The organism is Paracandidimonas soli (assembly GCF_004342005.1).
Taxonomy (GTDB): Bacteria; Pseudomonadota; Gammaproteobacteria; order Burkholderiales; family Burkholderiaceae_B; genus Paracandidimonas; species Paracandidimonas soli.
Genome location: NZ_SMBX01000005.1, coordinates 24,817 through 41,937, shown reverse-complemented (window position 1 = coordinate 41,937; position 17,121 = coordinate 24,817). Strand labels below are relative to the sequence as shown.

The window sequence follows — 17,121 nt, the reverse complement described above, 5'->3', positions numbered from 1 at the left end:
ACGGCTACGGCCGGATCGGCGCCCGCCCATGGTGGGCGGCCGCGCATGCCCGCTGCACCGGGGACGGCCCCGGGAGCGGCATCCGGAACGAACACCGGACTGCCCGGCGGTTCTGCCGGGCAGTCCGGGCGGGAAAACTGCAATAATGGCACAGTAACGCCAAACGGTGTCCCGAACAACCTGTGAAACTCATTGTTCCATGTCAAATCTTCCGCTGCCGCCCGCCCGCATATCCCCCAGTCTCCTGGCCGCCGATTTCGCCCGCCTGGGCGAAGAAGTCCGCAACGTCATCGCGGCCGGAGCCGACTGGATTCACTTCGACGTGATGGACAACCATTTCGTTCCCAATCTCAGCATCGGACCCATGGTCTGCGAGGCCATCCGCCCGCACACCGAGGCGCCGATCGACGTGCACCTGATGGTGGAGCCCGTCGATGCGCTGGTTCCCCAGTTCGCCAAGGCCGGCGCAAACATCATCACCTTCCACCCGGAAGCGTCGCGCCACCCTGACCGCACCCTGTCCCTGATCCATGACCACGGCTGCCGGGCAGGCCTGGTATTCAATCCCGCCACGCCGCTGGCCTGGATGGATCACGTCATGGACAAGCTGGACATCGTCCTGCTGATGTCGGTCAATCCAGGCTTCGGCGGGCAGGCCTTCATCCCCTCCACTCTGGCCAAGCTGAAGCAGACCCGCGCGCGCATCGACGCCTGGGTGCAGGCGGGCGGACAGCCCATCGCCCTGGAGGTCGACGGCGGCGTCAAGGCCGACAATATCGCCGCCATCCGCGCGGCGGGCGCAGACACCTTCGTGGCCGGCTCCGCCATTTTCGGCAAACCCGACTACAAGGCGGTCATCGAAGAGATGCGCAGGGAAATCCTGAAAGGGGAGTCGCTGCAAGCGTAAGCGCTTCGGCCGCACTGGCCGGCGCGGCTTGAGCTTCATGCCGCCTGGTACGCGCCGGGCCCCGGCTCAGCCCGAGGCCGCCACTCTTCTGGCGCGCAGATCGGCCAGCTCCGACGCGCCTGGCTCGCGTTGCCTGGCCGGTATTTCCCGAGGCGTGCTGCGGCGCTCGACGAACATGGCATTGCCAGCCGTCTTCTTGGCCTGCGCCTTGGCCGAAGCCGCCAGCTCCGCCACGAAATGGCTGGACAGCCCTGTGTTGCCTGGAATGGTGGTGATGCCCAGCGAGATCGTGACCAGGTCGTGGAAGACCTCCTGGCCTTGCCTGTTGCGGGTGGTGTAGCCTCCGGCCAGCACGTCGGCCTGCCTGTAGATGGACTGCGTAGCGGGCATGAAGCGCTGCAGAATGGTTTCGCAGCGCTCCCGCCAATCGGCGCTGCCGAACACGATGATGAAATCATCGCCGCCCACATGCCCGAGGAAATCCTTGTCCGGATCCGTGCATTCGCGCAGGAGGTCGGCCGTCATCTGAATGACTTCGTCCCCCTTCAGGTAGCCGTACAGATCGTTGAAGGGCTTGAAGTTGTCCAGATCGCAGTGGCAAACCGCAAACGGTTCGCCTGCCCGCAGCAGCCCTTCGATGTATTCGCTGACCGGCACATTGCCCGGCAGTTGCGTCAGGGGATTCGCATACCGCGCCGCCTTCAGCTGCATCTGGGTGATTTCGCGGATCAGGTCCTGGCCGTTGCCGACCCCGATGCACCGCCCATCCTCGACGATGATGAAGCCGTCGCTCAAGTGCTGCGGACTGACCTCGGTGATCAGGTGCCCCAATTCCTGCAGGCTGGTTGCATGATCCACCACCAAAGGCTCGTTTTCGATGAACTGCGAACAAGGCTTGCCGCCATACAGTTCGCGGTGATAGGGCCTGGCCAGCCGCTCCAGCATCCGCAACCGGTTGATCAGGCCGATCGGCTTGCCATGGCGCTGCACGACCAGCGCCTGCAGATCCGCCTGCTGCTTGAATATCTCGTACACCTCATTGGTCCGCGCGCTGTGCTCCACCACCGGCACCGAGCGCAGGATGCTGCGCGCCGTCGGCTTGCGCACAGCCACCGATATGGCGCGGTCGCCGCGATGCTCGGACATCGCGGCCATCGTCTCCAGCAGCGACTGCGGCAGCTTCCTGGCTGGCATGCCGGCCGGCCTTGACAGATAGAAACCCTGCCCCAGCGGAATGCCGATGCGGATCACGGCCTCGAGCTCGGCAGGCGTCTCGATGCCTTCGGCGATCACCAGGGAGCAGGACTGGCGCGCGATTTCCAGGATGGACCGGACGAACTGCCGCTTGACCGGATCGGACTCCAGCCCGCGGATGAAATACTTGTCTATCTTGACGAATTCCGGCCGCAGCTCGGACCATAGCCGCAGGCTGGAAAAGCCGGCGCCCAGGTCATCGATGGCGACCTGCAGGCCATAGCTGCGGTAATCGGCCGCGGCCTGCCGCAAGCGATCGTAGCTGGAGGTGGAAGCGGATTCGGTCAGCTCGATGACCAGGGAGCCGATGTCGTCATCGCCCGCCCCAGACCGCTGGTGCAGGATATCCAGGCCTTGAGCCGGGTGCAGCAGTACTTCAGGGCTGACGTTCAGGAATAGCTTGCCCTCCAGGCCCAGCTCATGGAAGCGCGCGATGTGCGCGGCGCGGCAAAGGCTTTCGAGCTCGAGGGAGCGCCCGCTTGCGCCGGCGACGCGGAACAACACTTCGGGGGAAAACAACTGGCTGTCGACCGGGCCGCGGATCAGGCCCTCGTAGCCGACGATGTCGCCCGTACGCAGATCGGCAATGGGCTGGAACAATGGCGTAAGCGCCCTGCGTTCCAGGATATCGCCAAAACCGCTCAACAGGCGCGTGTGCGCCTCCGGAACGGGAGATGCATTGACACCGGCAACGGGGTCGCCATAAGGTTTCATGGGTTCGGCTTGCTTGCCTCGCGGGGGGACCGATTTGCGGGATGCGGAACCGGCAATTGCGTAACGATACCGTAATGCCCCGCCAGTCGCAAAATCAAAACTGTGCCACACTAATAAAACAATGAATGATACGCATCAAGAATGACCAAATGATGAAGTTCTCCGCAGTATTGCTGGATCTGGACGGCACCCTGCTGGACTCGCTGCCCGATCTCGCCCAGGCGGTCAACGGCATGCGGGCCGATCTGGGCCTGCCCGCGCTGGACACCGGGCGCATCGGAACCTACATCGGCAAAGGCGCCGCCGTGCTGGTGCAGCGCTCCCTGTCCGACGCCCCCGGACAAAGCCATCAGGAAGCCATGGCGCGGTTCCGCCATCATTACCAGGACTGCAACGGCCGCCATGCAAAACCCTATCCCGGCGCCATGGAGGGCCTGTCGCGTTTGCGCGACATGGGCCTGAAACTGGCCGTCGTCACCAACAAGCCGGCGCAGTTCACCCAGCCGCTGCTCGAGCGCACTGGCATCGCTCCTTTCGTCGATGCCTCCGTCTCGGGCGACACCTGCGCACACGCCAAGCCGCACCCCGAGCCGCTGCTGCATGCCTGCCGGTTGCTTGGCGCGACGCCCGCCCAGGCCGTCATGATCGGCGACTCCGTCAACGACGCGCAGGCCGCGCGCGCCGCAGGCATGCGCATGCTGGCCGTTCCCTACGGCTACAACGAGGGCCACGACGTGCGCAGTCTCGAAGTCGATGCTATAGTTGCGTCAATCCTGGATGCCGCCGAATGGCTGGCGGCGCACTGAAAAACCCAGGCAAGTCCATCCACGCACCAGACCGCACACCATGACTACCGCAGCCGCCCGGCACCTGAACCAGACCTCCGCCTATTGGCGCTGGTGGCGTTCGCGCCATTCCGGGTAGCGGCAGCATGCTCCCGGCGCACACCAGTCACACGCCTGTCGCGCGCCGAAGTCCCCATCATCCGCACACCGCCCGGAACCTTTTTATGGCCGGGCTTTTCGTGTTTGCGTCCGGCCTCATGCAAAAAACCCACGCATCGAGACACACATGACAGAAATTGAATTCAAGGCACTGGCATCCCAAGGCTACAACCGCATTCCCCTGATCGCCGAAACCTACGCCGATCTCGACACGCCGCTCGGCATCTACCTCAAGCTGGCGCATGGCGGTCCCGAGGGGGGACGCAACAGCTGCCTGCTTGAGTCCGTGGTGGGCGGCGAACGCTTCGGCCGCTATTCCTTCATCGGCCTGCCCGCCAAGACCATCATCCGCGCCACAGGCGACACCACCGAAGTCGTGCACAAAGGCCAGGTCATCGAAACTCACAAAGGCGATCCGCTGCAATTCATCGCCGATTACCAGGACCGCTTCAAGATCGCCATCCGCCCCGGCATGCCGCGCTTTGCGGGCGGCCTGGCTGGCTATTTCGGCTACGACACCGTGCGCTGCATCGAGCCGCGCCTGGGGCCGGCGGTCAAGCCGTTCCCCGCCGGACAGGACGAGGGCACGCCCGACATCCTGCTGCTGCATGTCGACGAGCTGGTCATCATCGACAACCTGGCAGGCCGGACCTATCTCGTCGTCTACGCCGACCCCGCCCTGCCGGAAAGCTACGTCCAGGCCAAGCGCCGCCTGAAGCAACTGCGCGAGAAACTGCGCATGCCCGTCTCCATTCCCTACGCCTACGCCAGCATGCAGACCGAGGCCCGGCGCGACTTCAGGAAGGACGACTACCTGACCGCCGTGCGCAAGGCCAAGGACTACATCATGGCCGGAGACCTGATGCAGGTGCAGGTCGGCCAGGTCATCGCCAAACCGTTCCGCGATTCGCCGCTGTCGCTGTACCGCTCGCTGCGTTCGCTCAACCCTTCGCCCTATATGTACTACTGGAATTTCGACAACTTCCAGGTCGTGGGCGCATCGCCGGAAATCCTGGTGCGCCAGGAAAACGTCGTGCGCAACGGCGAGCAGAAGACGCAAGTCACCATTCGTCCGCTGGCCGGCACGCGCAAGCGCGGCGGCACGCCGGAAGAAGACGCCGCGCTGGCCGAAGAACTGCTGGCCGATCCCAAGGAACGCGCCGAGCACGTCATGCTGATCGACCTGGCGCGCAACGACATCGGCCGCGTCGCCGAGACCGGCACGGTGGAAGTCACCGACACCATGACCATTGAGCGCTACTCGCACGTCATGCACCTGGTGTCCAACGTGACCGGCATCCTGAAGCCCGGCATGAGCAATATGGACGTGCTGCGCGCGTCCTTCCCCGCCGGCACGCTGACAGGCGCGCCCAAGGTGCGCGCCATGGAAATCATCGACGAGCTCGAGCCCGTGCGCCGCGGCATCTACGGCGGCGCGGCGGGCTACCTGAGCTACGGCGGCGAAATGGACCTGGCCATCGCCATCCGCACCGGACTGATCAAGGACGGCATGCTGTACGTGCAGGCCGCCGCGGGCATCGTCGCCGACTCCGACCCCGAGAAGGAATGGCAGGAAACCGAAGCCAAGGCCCGCGCCGTGCTGCGCGCGGCCGAGCAGGTGCAGTACGGCCTGGACGAGCCCATCTGAACATGCCCTGAAAGCATTGTCCGGCGCCATACGGGATACACTCCCGACTCGTATGGCGTACAGGAACCCCTGCTTGTGAATCACCCAGCCTCCGGCATCGTCTCGCCCCTGCTTCGGCTTCTGACCGCCTTGTTCATCGTCGCGACAGGCATCTGGGGCATGTTCGCGCTCTGGTACCAGGCGCAGGGGCCGCTTGCGGCCCGCATCGTCGGCATCGCGCTGTGGCTGGGCGCGGGTGCGCTTGCTCTGCGTTCGCTGCGCACGCGCCGCCGGGTCGTCGTCGGCTACATGATCGTCTTCGCCCTGCTGCTGGGCTGGTGGAGCATGCTGAAACCCAGCCACGACCGCATCTGGGCCGATGACGTGGCGCAACTGCTGCACGGGCATATCCAGGGCGACATCGTCACGCTGGAGAACGTGCGCAACTTCGCCTGGCGCAGCGAAACCGACTATACGCCGCGCTGGGAGACCCGCGAATATGATCTGTCGAAGCTGGAATCCGCCGACCTGATCCTGTCGTACTGGATGGGGCCCGCCATTGCGCACACCCTGGTTTCCTTCGGCTTCAGCGACGGACGCCGGATCGTCTTCTCCCTGGAAATCCGCAAGGAGCGGCACGAATCCTTTTCCGCCATCGCCGGCTTCTTCCGCCAGTATGAAACCATTATCGTCGCCTCCGACGAACGCGACATCGTACTGACCCGCACCAATGCTCGCGGCGAAGACGTATATCTGTATCGGCTGGACTTGCCGCCGGAAGCCCTGCGCATCGCATTCCTGGCCTACGTGGACCAGGCCAACCAGTTGGCCCGGACGCCCGACTTCTACAACACGCTGACCAGCAATTGCACCACCATCGTGTTCGATCTTGCGCGCCTGCTCGACCCCGGCCTGCCGCTGGACTACCGGCTGCTGGCCTCCGGCTATTTTGCGGAATACGCCTACGACCACAAGGGCCTGGCCCCCGGCATCCCTTTCGAAACCCTGCATGCGCGCGGCCGCATCACCCAGCGCGCGCTGGCGGCGGGAGACACGCCGGAGTTCCCCCGGCGCATCCGCGAAGGCGTCCCAGGCATCGACACCTCTCCCGTCCCCGCCCGATCCGAACAATGACGCCACACCCTCTTCTTGGAGTCCTGCTCCTGCTCGCCTCGACCTGGTCGCTGTCCGCGCTGGACACCGCCGGCAAATGGGTCATGGGCCTGGGAGTGTCGCTGCTGTTCATGTGCTGGGTGCGCTACATCGTGCACCTGGTGCTGGTGCTTTCGCTGGTGATACCGTCCAAGGGCCTGAAAACCCTGCGCAGCGTCTATCTGCCCAACCAGATCCTGCGCGGGCTGCTGATGCTGATGGCCACCATGTCGTTCTTCATGACGCTGAGCCGGCTGCCGCAGGCGGAGGCCACGTCCATCAACTTTCTTGCGCCGCTCATCATGCTGGCCACCGCGCCGTGGCTGCTGAAGGAGCCCATGCGGCTGTCGCGCTGGCTGGCTGCCGGCATCGGCTTCGCGGGCGTTCTGCTCATCATCCGCCCGAACGGTGGCCTCGATCCGATCGGCGTGGCGTTCGGCCTGTTGACGGCCTGTCTGTTCGCAGGGCAATTCATCGCCACCCGCCGCGTGGCCGCCGACAATCCCTTCACCACCCTGGTGTGGAGCGGCCTGGTCGGCACCATCTGCCTGACCGCCGTCCTGCCGTTCAGCCTGCCCGCCGCCCTCCCCGCGCTGCAGACCTTCACACCTCTGCAATGGATGATCCTGCTGTCCACCGGCGTTTTCGGCGCATTGGGCCACCTGCTGCAGATCCAGGCCTACCGCCACAGCCCCGCCTCGATGCTGTCCCCCTTCCTGTACCTTCAGATCGTCGCCGCCACTACCTACGGCTGGCTGGTCTGGCGGCAGATACCCGACGCCGTCACCTGGGCGGGGATCTGCACCGTATGCCTCAGCGGCATGGGCATCGCCGCCCACGAGTGGCGTCAGAGCCGGAAGCGATGATTTTCTGATATTCCGAAATTTCAACAGCTACTTCCAGGCAGGCCTGATAATTTCGGAATATCAGAAATAATGCTTGATTGCACATGAAGTCCATGACAATTTCGGAATATCAGAAATCATCAGACAGAACATCATGCGCCACAAACTCTTGCGCGTCGCTGAAGAGGCGCCGTCTGCCGCATCCGCCGCAATACTTCAGCCCGTCGTGCAGCTGTCGGACATTGGCTGGCGAATCAGGGAAGTACGGCGTGCGCAAGGCTTGCGCATCGATGATGCCGCCAGCCTTTGCGGCGTATCCGTAGACTTGCTTTCCCGCCTTGAAAACGGCAAGGGCGGCATCGGTACGGACAAGGTGCTGCAAGTATTGTCCGGCCTGGGCTTGCAGTTGCTGGTCGCTTCCAAAGAACATACGGGTTTACGGCGCCTGATCCGCCAGGACCACGAACATGACTGAAGCCGCTTCGCTTGAAATATGGTCGGACGACGCACATGTCGCCACCATTGCACACCAGGCCAGGGACGATGCGTGGCAGCTGGAGTACACCCGGCAATGGCGTGAACTCCCTGAAGCATTCGCGCTGTGTCCCAGCCTGCCCCTGGAGCCCGGCCGGCCGCCCGCCGCGTCGCCCAGCCGTTGCTGGACAGCATGCCTTATTCCCCCGCGCAGCGCCAATTTGCCCAACAAATCGTCGATTTCGTACTGCGGCAGGCCGCATGGCTGGAAACAACGGCAAAGCAGGCAGCCGAAGTTTCACCGGACATGCTGAACCCATTCAATCCATCCCCCTGACTTCGCGCCACAACGAAGTTTCGATGCAGATGGGTCACTCCCGGCTGAAGCCGGGAGTGACCCCGCCATCCTACGGGGAAGCTGCGGCACCGAAGGCTTCCTGGCACCATATCTCCATTGGAAATATAAACATGACAATTCATTCGTTCTTCGGAATATGGGCCTCTGGTAACTTGTGAGCCATCCCACCTTCCATCTCAAGGAACACTGTCAGTCATGTTGAAACGCATCGTTCTTGCGACAGCCGCCGTTGCCGCGCTGTCCGCCTCACCCGTCAAGGCCGAGGAAACCACCACCATCCTCAACGCCTCGTACGATATTTCCCGCGAGCTGTTCGCCGCCATCACCCCCAAATTCGTCGAACACTGGAAAGCCACCACGGGCAAGGACGCCAAGGTCGACCTTTCCTTCGCCGGCACGTCGCGCCAGGCGCAGGACATCATCCAGGGCAAGAAAGTCGATACCGTCACGTTCAACCAGGTGACCGACATCGAGATCCTGGCCAAGCGCGGCCTGGTGAAATCCGACTGGCAGCAGGCATTCCCCAACAACAGCTCGCCCTACTACAGCACCACCGCATTCCTGGTGCGCAAGGGCAATCCCAAGAATATCCGCAACTGGGACGATCTGGTGCGCGACGACGTGAAGGTCGTGTTCCCCAACCCCAAGACCTCCGGCAACGCGCGCTATTCCTACCTGGGCGCCTGGCTGTACGCCAATGAAGCGTTCAAGGGCGACGACGCCAAAACCAAGGAATTCGTCGGCAAGCTGCTGCGCAACGTCGTGAACTTCCCCACCGGAGGCCGCGCGGCCACCGTGGCGTTCGCGCAGAATCAGCAGGGCGACGCGCTGCTGACCTTCGAATCCGAAGTCATCAACATCGCCCGCAGCGCCGAGTATGCATCGTATGGCTTCGAAGTCATCGTGCCGCCGGTGTCGGTGCTGGCCGAATTCCCGGTCGCCGTGGTCGACAAGGTTGCCGATGCCCGCGGTTCGCGCAAGCTGGCCACCGACTACCTGAACTACCAGTACACCAAGGAAATCCAGGAACTGCTGACCACGTTCAACTACCGCGTCCACCACCCCGAAGTCGTGGAAGCGGTCAAGGACCAGTACGCGCCCGTGCGCACCATCGACCCGACGAAAGTCCTGGGCACATGGGACGAGATCCAGGAAAAACATTTCGCCACCAACGGCATCGTGGACGAGCTTCTGGCACAGCGCCGCTGATACGGCAAGCCGATTCCCATGCTGCTGTCGCGCATTCGCAGTCTGGACTGCAAGTGCGCGGCAGCGCTTTTCCGCTTTCCGAGCATCACGGCGGGCACACCCGATTTCCCCATGCAACCCCTACGCTTTTTCAAACGGACACCCCTGTTGCCAGGCTTCGGCCTGACCTTCGGTTTTTCCACGCTGTACATCAGCCTGGTCATCCTGCTGCCCTTGTCCACCCTGCTGATCTACGTCAGCGGCATGTCGTGGGCGCAATACTGGGCTGCCATCACCGACGCCCGCGTCGTGCAGAGCTATCGCGTCACCCTGCTGGGCGCCTTCTATTCCACCATCATCGTCACGCTGATCGGCTTCCTGCTGGCCTGGATCATTTCCCGCTACCAGTTCCCCGGCAAGCGCCTGCTGGACTCGCTGGTCGACCTGCCCTTCGCCCTGCCGACCGCCGTGGCCGGGCTGACGCTCTCGGCCCTGTTCGCCCATAGCGGCTGGATCGGCCAATGGCTGGCCGCGGCCGACATCAAGGTGGCCTACGCGTTCCCGGGCATCGTGCTGGCCATGGTCTTCACCAGCATTCCGTTCATCGTTCGCGCCGTGCAGCCCGTGCTGGAAGACATGGACAGCGACGTCGAGGAAGCCGCCAAGCTGCTGGGCGCCACACCCATGCAGACCTTCTGGCGCGTGCTGCTGCCCGCGCTGGCCCCGGCTCTGATCACCGGCGCCTCGCAGGCCTTCATCCGCAGCCTGGGGGAATTCGGCGCCGTCATCATGATCGCGGGCAACATTCCGTTCGAGACCGAGATCACATCGCTGATGCTGTTCGTGCGCATGCAGGAATACAACTACCAGGCGGCGGCGGCCATCGCCTCCGTCGTGCTGCTTGCCTCGCTGACGCTGCTGTTCCTGCTGCAGATCGCGCAAACCCGATTCCTGAAACGCTGACCGCCATGACCGCAAAACGTCCTTCCAGTCCCGCGCAATGGCTGCTGATCGCAGGCGGCATCCTGCTCGCCTTCATCCTGCTGATCCTGCCGCTGGCGCTGATCTTCACCATAGCCTTCAGCGAAGGCCTGCAGGCGCTGTGGCAGAACCTGAGCGCCGACTTCATGATCCATGCCATCGGCCTGACGCTATTCGCCGCCGTCGTCTCGGTGCCGATCAACCTGGTTTTCGGCATCATGCTGGCCTGGTGCGTCACGCACTACGATTTCTTCGGGCGCAGGCTGCTGGTTGCGCTGGTCGACATCCCCTACGCCACATCCCCCGTCGTGGCGGGCTTCTGCTACCTGATCCTGTACGGCATGGAAGGTATCCTGGGGCAGTGGCTGTCCGACCGCGACATCCAGCTGATGTTCTCCTGGCCCGGCATCCTGATGGTGACGGTCTTCGTCACGTCGCCGTACATCGCCCGCATCCTGATCCCGCTGATCCAGGCGCAGGGCACGGACGAGGAAGTGGCCGCGCTGTCGCTGGGCGCGACCGGCTGGCAGATCTTCCGCCGCGTCACGCTGCCCAACATCAAGTGGGGCCTGCTGTACGGCACGGTCATCACCAATGCCCGCGCCGTGGGAGAGTTCGGGGCCGTTGCCGTGGTGTCGGGCACCATCATGAACCAGACGCTCACACTGCCGCTGCTGGTGGATCAATTGAACAATAACAACAAGGCCGCAGCGGCCTTCACCGCCGCCAGCCTGCTGGCCTGCATGGCGCTGCTGACCCTGTGCCTGAAGACCTTCATGGAATGGCGGCGCGCGCACCTGGAGCGGCGACTGCCACAGGAGAGGCCCGCCGGGGCTTGATGCGACCGGGCCGCGCCCGGCTCTTTACGCCTATCTCTCGGCCTGCGCTGCGTCTGAATTCATCAGGCGCAGCGCAGGCCGAAGCTTTTTCCGGGCCGGACACACGAGACAGCGGGAAGGCATCGTCTTCCGTACAAACCGAAGCGACAAATCCATTCACTGCTTCGACGAAAGCCTGCCGAGTCGGCCTATAGTCAGCCCTCCTGTCTGCGCAAGACACTACGAGGCTCTTTTCGCCAGCGCTCCACAGTGAGTCACTCCCGGCTGAAGCCGGGAGCTTCCCCGCCACAACACGGGAGGCGCCTGCGGTGCCACATGAACACTGCCTCGCTTGACCTCGGACTGAAGTCCGAGGCTTGTGCTTGGGCGCGTGGTCAGAGATCATTTTGGCAAAAGATAGCATTCAGTGCTATATTTTAACCGGTGAAGCAATGAGAAAAGAACCTCCTCGTTTCTTTAAGACCAGAGCATTCACCAAATTGGCTGCGAGGGCGGAAATTTCCGATGAAGTCTTGTTGAAAGCCGCCGCCGATCTGCTTGAAGGCAAAGGTGACAATCTCGGTGGAAACGTCTGGAAAAAACGTCTCAACAAGAACATGCATCGAAGTATCGTTGTTGAAAAGGCGGGAGACTGGTGGATCTTTGTTTTCATGTATGCGAAGAAAGACCGCGACAACCTCGACCAAGCCGAAGAAAGAGCATTCAAGCTACTGGCCAAACAATACGAAAGAATGACCAGCGCATAACTTGACGATCAGATCGCGAAACAGGAACTTCTGGAGATTGTCGGCCATGACCACTACACCCCGATTCAAAAGCGATGCTTTCGAAGCCATCCATAGCGCTGCTTCCGGCCTTCATCGTTCTGGCGTGGTCGGCAAGCAGACAATGCGGGAATTCGATGCCTTATGTCTCGCGGAAGCACCGCATTTCGATGCGAAATCGATCGCGGCAATCCGCAAGGCAGCCAAGGTCAGTCAACCCGTCTTCGCGAAATATCTGAATACCAGCACATCTACCGTGCAGAAATGGGAAAGCGGTGCAAAGCAGCCTAGCGGCATCGCGGCAAGGCTATTGCAAGTCGTCAAAAAGCACGGCTTGGACGTGCTCGTCTGACAAGCCAAGCGTCAAGTACAAGATCCACGACATCAGGCTTGCCAAGGAACTGGCACGCACCCTGAGAAATAACGAGGACAACCCGCCATGAGCCAGAAAGCCTTCAAGGCCGACGACCTGCCCACCTTCGGCCCGGCACGCTACCTGCGCGATGACAAGGACATTGCCGCTTACCTGACGCAAGTCATCGAGGAGGGAGACACCAGCGAGCTTGCCCATGCATTAGGCGTGGCAGCCCGCGCTTCGACACGATCGCCAAGGGGAGACGCACTCCCGCCGGCTGATCCCGCTTCGCTTACTTGATCGTGCGCAGCCAGCCGTGCGTATCGGCCACGCGGCCGCGCTGGATGCCGACCAGTTGGTCGCGCAGTTTCTCCGCAACCGGACTTTGGCCGTTGCCGATCGTGAACGAACCGCCGCGATGGCGGACTTCGCCGATCGGCGCGATCACCGCGGCCGTGCCGCAGGCGAACACTTCGCGCAGCTTGCCGCTGGCAGCGTCGGCCTGCCATTGCTCGAAGCTGTAGGGAGCTTCCTTCACGTCGATGCCCTGGGCCTTGGCCAGCTGGATGACGGAGTCGCGGGTAATGCCGCGCAGGATCGTGCCCAGCGGCGTCGTCAGCAGACTGCCGTCGTCCATGACGAAGAAAATGTTCATGCCGCCGAGCTCTTCCACCCAGCGATGCTCGGCCGAGTCCAGGAAGACCACCTGGTCGCAACCGTTTTCCGTGGCCTCCATCTGGGCCACCAGGCTGGCGGCGTAGTTGCCGCCGCACTTGGCTTCGCCCGTGCCGCCGCGCGCCGCGCGCGTGTACTCGGTCGATACCCAAAGCGCCAGGGGCTTTGCGCCGCCCTTGAAATAATTGCCCACCGGCGATGCGATGACGCAGAAGACGAAGTTGCGCGACGAGCGCACGCCGAGGAAGTTTTCGTTGGCGAACATGAACGGACGCACGTACAGGCTGCTGCCGTCCGCGCCGGGGATCCAGTCGCGGTCAATGTCGACCAGGCGCTCCACGGCTTCGAGGAAGACCTCTTCCGGCACTTCGGGCATGGCCAGGCGCTGGGCCGACAGATTGAAGCGGCGCGCATTCTGGTCCGGGCGGAACAGCGTGACGCTGTTGCCTTCGGCGCGATACGCCTTCATGCCCTCGAAGATTTCCTGGGCATAGTGCAGCACGGAGCTGGCCGGATCGATGGAGAACGGCGCCCTGGCCCTGACCTGCGCATCATGCCAGCCCCGGCCTTCCGTCCATTCGATCGTGACCATGTGGTCGGTGAAAACGGTACCGAACCCCCCCTGGGCCAGAAGCTTCTCGCGCTCCGCCGCCGGCACCGGCGACGGATTGGGGATGACGGAAAAACTGATGTCTTGCTTTTGACTCACGAAACGATCTCCGGTACTGAGGGGGCGGCGCTGAAGGACATGCAGGCGGCCCCATAGGGAACCGCCTCCGTAAACTCTGAATTCTGCCAGAAAAACGACATGATAATCCTGTTGACGGCAAAATCGCCACAGGAGCCCCTCCCGTGAGTCACTCCCGCCTGCAGCCGGGAGCTTCCTCGCCACAATACGGGGGGCGCCTGCGGCGCCGTATGAACACTGCCTCGCTTGACCTCGGCCTGAAAGGCCGAGGCTTGCGCTTGGACGCGTGGTCAGGCCGCGTCGGAAGCCTGCCAGCCATAGAGGCGGGCCGGATTATGCGCCAGTACCGCTGCGCGCATGGAGGCGTCCGGCAGCCAGCCGGCCAGGGCCGACAGGGCCGCTTCGTCGTCGATGGGATGGAAAGGCTCGATGCGGTCGGGGCTTCTGGCAACTCCCGGCCACGCCCCCGGATGAGGCCAGTCGCTTCCCCACAGCAACCGGTCCGGCCGGAGCGCCGCCCATGCACGCACCATACCGGCTACCGCGCCATAGCCGGCTTCTCCCGTTACCCGATGCGCCGCGGACAGCTTCACATAGGCCTTGCCCGAGCGCATCAGTTGCATCAGCTCCGCCATGCCGGGCTGATCCATGCCCAGCTCCGGCCGCATGCCGGCAAAGTGGTCGAACACGACCGGCGCCGGCAGGTCCTGGAAGACACCGGACAGGCCGGCAATGACGATCGGGTTCGTATAGACCTGGATATGCCAGCCCAAGGGAGCCACCTGCCCGGCCACATGCAGCAAGCGCTCGCGCGCCAGCCCCGTGTCCATCACGCCGAAAGTCTCGAGATTGATGCGCACGCCGCGAGCGCCAGCATCGTGCAGGCTTTCCAGTTCGCCGCGCCCGGCCTGTCCATCGATGACGACGACCGCCCTGGCCCGATCGGCTCCGTCCCGGTTCAGGCTGCGCACGGCGTCCAGCGTGCAGCGGTTATCCGTGCCATACGGCGACGGCTGCACGATGACCGTGCGGCCGATCCCCAGCCGTCCGTGCAGCGCCTCGAGCTGCGCCACCGAAGCCTCGCCAGGCGTGTAGGTCCTGCGCTGCGCGAACGGATATTGCGCCTCCGGTCCGAAAACATGCGTATGGCAATCGCATGCCTGCGCGAATGCGGAACCGCTCTCCTGCTTGTTTGCTGCTGCCGATATTCCTGTCATTCTCTTGCCGCATTCCTGTTGTCTGGTCCGATGGCGCCGCCCTGGGCCATTCACTGCTTGGGCAGATTGGTTTCCTTCATCACCTTGCCCCAGCGCTCGATATCCTCCAGTTGCCGCGCGCGCAGCTCCTCCGGCGTGCTGTGCCGGGCGACCATGCCCAGCTCGATGAAGCGCGACTGGATTTCGGGAAGCTCCAGCACTTCTTTCAAGGCGCTGTTCATGGCCGCAATGGCTTTCTCGGGCGTGCCCTTCTTTGCGGCCAGACCGTTCCATGCCGTGACCACGTAGCCATCCAAACCGTTGCCGGAAATCGGCTTGACATCCGGCAAGGCCGGGAAGCTCTCCTTGCCCGTGATGCCCAAGGCCTTCACGGCGCCAGCCTTGATCTGTGCCACGACAGGCGTGATCGTTTCCACCATCAGCTGCACATCGCCGCTGCGCACGGCGCTGACCACGTCACCCGAGTTCCGGTACGGCACCGTAACCGCATCGATGCCGCTCATGCTTTTGAACAGCTCGGCGGCAAAGAACTGGGCGCTGCCCACCTGGACGGTTCCGATGCTGAGCTTGCCCGGATTGGCCTTTGCATACGCGATCACGTCGCCGATGCTGCCGAACGGAGAGTCCGATCCGACCGCGAAGACATAGTCGAATGCGGCAGCCTGCGACACCATGACGAAATCCTCGACTGGATCGAACGGCAGGCTGTTGAACAGCACCGGCGTAATGCCGAAGTTTCCGGTCGCCGCCAGCACGTAGGTATGCCCATCGGCGGGCGCCTGCAATGCGGCCTGCGAACCCACGATGCCGCCTGCGCCCGGGCGGTTCTGGATCACGATAGGCTGCCCGATGCGCTTGGACAGCTCCGGCGCGATCGTGCGCCAGCTGATGTCGGCGGTCCCGCCAGCCGCGTATCCCATCATGATCTGGATCGGCTGGGTGAAAAGCGATTCCGCCGCAAATGCGCTTCCCATGGCCAGCGGCATGGCCGCCATGCCTTTCAATAATGTCCTTCGACTGATGCTCATGTCTCGTTTCCTTTGATTTTCATTGGCGCGCCGATACGAAATCCATCCCTCATATCAGGCTCCTTTCGGGTACTCGATACTCGAATCATGGCGATACGGATTGCAAAACCGCCCGCCCGCGCATGCAATCACTGCGCCGCGATGCCCGCCTCTTCGATCACCCGTTTCCATTTGTCGTATTCCGAGGCGATGTAGGCGTTGAACTGCCCGCTGTCGCCATAGGCCACCGTCAAGCCCTGTCCCTGCAGGCGCTCGACGAGCTCCGGGGTCTGCATGGCTTTTTCGATTTCCTTGTCCAGCCGCTCGATCCTGTCTTTCGGCATGCCCTTGGGACCCACTACTCCGAACCAGGTGGCGGCCTCGAAGCCGGCGACTCCCGCCTCCGCCACGGTAGGCACATCCGGCAGCTCCGGCGAACGCTGCGCCGTGGAAATCGCCAGGGCCTTCAGCTTTCCGCTTTTCGCAAACGGCATGGCGGCCGACAGATTGGAAAACATCACGGGAATCTGGTTGCCGACGACATCCGTCAACGCAGGCTGCTCTCCCTTGTAGGGCACGTGCGTCATCTTGACTCCAGCCATCAGGCCAAGCAGGGCCGCCGCCATATGCGGCGTCGTGCCCACACCGCCGGAACCGTAGTTCAGCTGCCCGGGATTACGCTTCGCGTACGCCAGCAGATCCGGCAAGGTCTGCGCCTCGAACGCCGGATTCGCCACCAGCAGCAACGGCGAACTGGCCACCTGGCTGACGCCGGTCAGCGCCTTCAAGGGATCCAGGCCGGAATTCGGATTCATCAACGGCGCGACGGCAAGCGTCGTCTGCGTTCCCAACAACAAGGTATAGCCGTCGGGGCTTGCATTGGCCACATAAGACGTGCCTATCAATCCTCCCGCGCCTGTGCGGTTCTCCACGATGACCGTCTGCCCGATCTGCGTGGAAAGCTGCGCCGCCAGTGAACGGGCGACATTGTCCACGCCGCCTCCGGCGGCGAATGGCACCACGATGCGGATAGGCTGCGCCGGCCACGACTCCGCTTGCGCAACGCCCGCGCCGCCGAGCAGCAGCGCCGCTGTCCACACACCCCATGCAAATCTGAACTTACGCATTTTGT

General features: G+C 63.2%; 18 protein-coding genes. 13 read left to right on the top strand and 5 right to left on the bottom strand.

Features of this window, described 5'->3' with window-relative positions; genetic code table 11:
* The first annotated feature begins 199 nt into the window (after positions 1-199).
* Positions 200-907 (top strand): ribulose-phosphate 3-epimerase, encoded by a 708-nt coding sequence (gene rpe / locus EV686_RS11110; RefSeq protein WP_132477015.1) that lies wholly within the window; start codon positions 200-202, stop codon positions 905-907.
* A gap of 66 nt (positions 908-973) precedes the next feature.
* On the opposite strand, the gene EV686_RS11105 is transcribed toward rpe, so the two are convergent.
* Positions 974-2,875: a GGDEF domain-containing protein gene (locus EV686_RS11105; RefSeq protein ID WP_132477014.1), complete on the bottom strand. Its 1,902-nt coding sequence runs from the start codon at positions 2,873-2,875 to the stop codon at positions 974-976.
* 149 nt (positions 2,876-3,024) lie between these two features.
* On the opposite strand from EV686_RS11105, the gene EV686_RS11100 reads away from it, so the two are divergent.
* The 12 genes from EV686_RS11100 to EV686_RS11045 all read left to right on the top strand — a co-directional run bounded on the left by EV686_RS11100 (position 3,025) and on the right by EV686_RS11045 (position 12,702).
* A complete protein-coding gene (locus tag EV686_RS11100; protein ID WP_132477013.1) occupies positions 3,025-3,681 on the top strand; it encodes a phosphoglycolate phosphatase in 657 nt (218 codons plus the stop codon).
* A 265-nt stretch (positions 3,682-3,946) separates the two neighbouring features.
* Positions 3,947-5,467: an anthranilate synthase component I gene (trpE, locus tag EV686_RS11095; RefSeq protein ID WP_132477012.1), complete on the top strand. Its 1,521-nt coding sequence runs from the start codon at positions 3,947-3,949 to the stop codon at positions 5,465-5,467.
* Between the two features lie 75 nt (positions 5,468-5,542).
* Positions 5,543-6,580 (top strand): Lnb N-terminal periplasmic domain-containing protein, encoded by a 1,038-nt coding sequence (locus tag EV686_RS11090; protein WP_377748247.1) that lies wholly within the window; start codon positions 5,543-5,545, stop codon positions 6,578-6,580.
* A complete protein-coding gene (locus EV686_RS11085) occupies positions 6,577-7,464 on the top strand; it encodes a DMT family transporter (RefSeq protein WP_132477011.1) in 888 nt (295 codons plus the stop codon). Before EV686_RS11090 ends, EV686_RS11085 begins: the two co-directional genes overlap by 4 nt.
* A 133-nt stretch (positions 7,465-7,597) precedes the next feature.
* The gene (locus EV686_RS11080; protein WP_132477010.1) at positions 7,598-7,918 is read left to right on the top strand and encodes a helix-turn-helix domain-containing protein; all 321 of its coding nucleotides are present in this window, start codon (positions 7,598-7,600) and stop codon (positions 7,916-7,918) included.
* A 126-nt stretch (positions 7,919-8,044) separates the two neighbouring features.
* A complete protein-coding gene (locus EV686_RS11075; protein ID WP_132477009.1) occupies positions 8,045-8,254 on the top strand; it encodes a hypothetical protein in 210 nt (69 codons plus the stop codon).
* Between the two features lie 216 nt (positions 8,255-8,470).
* Positions 8,471-9,484 carry a thiosulfate ABC transporter substrate-binding protein CysP gene (cysP, locus tag EV686_RS11070; protein WP_132477008.1) on the top strand — a complete coding sequence of 338 codons (1,014 nt, stop codon included), beginning with the start codon at positions 8,471-8,473 and terminating at the stop codon, positions 9,482-9,484.
* Between the two features lie 111 nt (positions 9,485-9,595).
* Positions 9,596-10,426, top strand: a complete 831-nt coding sequence (gene cysT / locus EV686_RS11065; RefSeq protein ID WP_132477007.1) for a sulfate ABC transporter permease subunit CysT — start codon at positions 9,596-9,598, stop codon at positions 10,424-10,426.
* A gap of 5 nt (positions 10,427-10,431) precedes the next feature.
* Positions 10,432-11,283 (top strand): sulfate ABC transporter permease subunit CysW, encoded by an 852-nt coding sequence (gene cysW / locus EV686_RS11060; protein ID WP_132477006.1) that lies wholly within the window; start codon positions 10,432-10,434, stop codon positions 11,281-11,283.
* 431 nt (positions 11,284-11,714) lie between these two features.
* Complete coding sequence (locus tag EV686_RS11055) at positions 11,715-12,029, top strand: type II toxin-antitoxin system RelE/ParE family toxin (protein ID WP_132477212.1); 315 nt, start codon at positions 11,715-11,717, stop codon at positions 12,027-12,029.
* A gap of 46 nt (positions 12,030-12,075) precedes the next feature.
* Positions 12,076-12,399, top strand: a complete 324-nt coding sequence (locus EV686_RS11050) for a helix-turn-helix domain-containing protein (protein WP_132477005.1) — start codon at positions 12,076-12,078, stop codon at positions 12,397-12,399.
* An 87-nt stretch (positions 12,400-12,486) separates the two neighbouring features.
* Complete coding sequence (locus EV686_RS11045; RefSeq protein WP_207901742.1) at positions 12,487-12,702, top strand: helix-turn-helix domain-containing transcriptional regulator; 216 nt, start codon at positions 12,487-12,489, stop codon at positions 12,700-12,702.
* On the opposite strand, the gene EV686_RS11040 is transcribed toward EV686_RS11045, so the two are convergent.
* The 4 genes from EV686_RS11040 to EV686_RS11025 all read right to left on the bottom strand — a co-directional run bounded on the left by EV686_RS11040 (position 12,695) and on the right by EV686_RS11025 (position 17,116).
* Positions 12,695-13,786, bottom strand: a complete 1,092-nt coding sequence (locus tag EV686_RS11040) for a branched-chain amino acid aminotransferase (protein WP_132477004.1) — start codon at positions 13,784-13,786, stop codon at positions 12,695-12,697. The genes EV686_RS11045 and EV686_RS11040 overlap by 8 nt on opposite strands.
* Before the next feature lie 269 nt (positions 13,787-14,055).
* Positions 14,056-14,982 (bottom strand): amidohydrolase family protein, encoded by a 927-nt coding sequence (locus EV686_RS11035; RefSeq protein ID WP_132477003.1) that lies wholly within the window; start codon positions 14,980-14,982, stop codon positions 14,056-14,058.
* A 50-nt stretch (positions 14,983-15,032) separates the two neighbouring features.
* Positions 15,033-16,010 (bottom strand): Bug family tripartite tricarboxylate transporter substrate binding protein, encoded by a 978-nt coding sequence (locus EV686_RS11030; protein ID WP_243650859.1) that lies wholly within the window; start codon positions 16,008-16,010, stop codon positions 15,033-15,035.
* A gap of 128 nt (positions 16,011-16,138) precedes the next feature.
* A complete protein-coding gene (locus EV686_RS11025; RefSeq protein WP_132477002.1) occupies positions 16,139-17,116 on the bottom strand; it encodes a Bug family tripartite tricarboxylate transporter substrate binding protein in 978 nt (325 codons plus the stop codon).
* Between the last annotated feature and the right edge of the window lie 5 nt (positions 17,117-17,121).

Coding starts and splice junctions, on each gene's coding strand:
- rpe (WP_132477015.1), top strand. CDS start 200: ATGTCAAATCTTCCGCTGCCGCCCGCCCGCATATCCCCCAGTCTCCTG.
- EV686_RS11105 (WP_132477014.1), bottom strand. CDS start 2,875: ATGAAACCTTATGGCGACCCCGTTGCCGGTGTCAATGCATCTCCCGTT.
- EV686_RS11100 (WP_132477013.1), top strand. CDS start 3,025: ATGATGAAGTTCTCCGCAGTATTGCTGGATCTGGACGGCACCCTGCTG.
- trpE (WP_132477012.1), top strand. CDS start 3,947: ATGACAGAAATTGAATTCAAGGCACTGGCATCCCAAGGCTACAACCGC.
- EV686_RS11085 (WP_132477011.1), top strand. CDS start 6,577: ATGACGCCACACCCTCTTCTTGGAGTCCTGCTCCTGCTCGCCTCGACC.
- EV686_RS11080 (WP_132477010.1), top strand. CDS start 7,598: ATGCGCCACAAACTCTTGCGCGTCGCTGAAGAGGCGCCGTCTGCCGCA.
- cysP (WP_132477008.1), top strand. CDS start 8,471: ATGTTGAAACGCATCGTTCTTGCGACAGCCGCCGTTGCCGCGCTGTCC.
- cysT (WP_132477007.1), top strand. CDS start 9,596: ATGCAACCCCTACGCTTTTTCAAACGGACACCCCTGTTGCCAGGCTTC.
- cysW (WP_132477006.1), top strand. CDS start 10,432: ATGACCGCAAAACGTCCTTCCAGTCCCGCGCAATGGCTGCTGATCGCA.
- EV686_RS11055 (WP_132477212.1), top strand. CDS start 11,715: ATGAGAAAAGAACCTCCTCGTTTCTTTAAGACCAGAGCATTCACCAAA.
- EV686_RS11050 (WP_132477005.1), top strand. CDS start 12,076: ATGACCACTACACCCCGATTCAAAAGCGATGCTTTCGAAGCCATCCAT.
- EV686_RS11045 (WP_207901742.1), top strand. CDS start 12,487: ATGAGCCAGAAAGCCTTCAAGGCCGACGACCTGCCCACCTTCGGCCCG.
- EV686_RS11035 (WP_132477003.1), bottom strand. CDS start 14,982: ATGACAGGAATATCGGCAGCAGCAAACAAGCAGGAGAGCGGTTCCGCA.
- EV686_RS11030 (WP_243650859.1), bottom strand. CDS start 16,010: ATGAGCATCAGTCGAAGGACATTATTGAAAGGCATGGCGGCCATGCCG.
- EV686_RS11025 (WP_132477002.1), bottom strand. CDS start 17,116: ATGCGTAAGTTCAGATTTGCATGGGGTGTGTGGACAGCGGCGCTGCTG.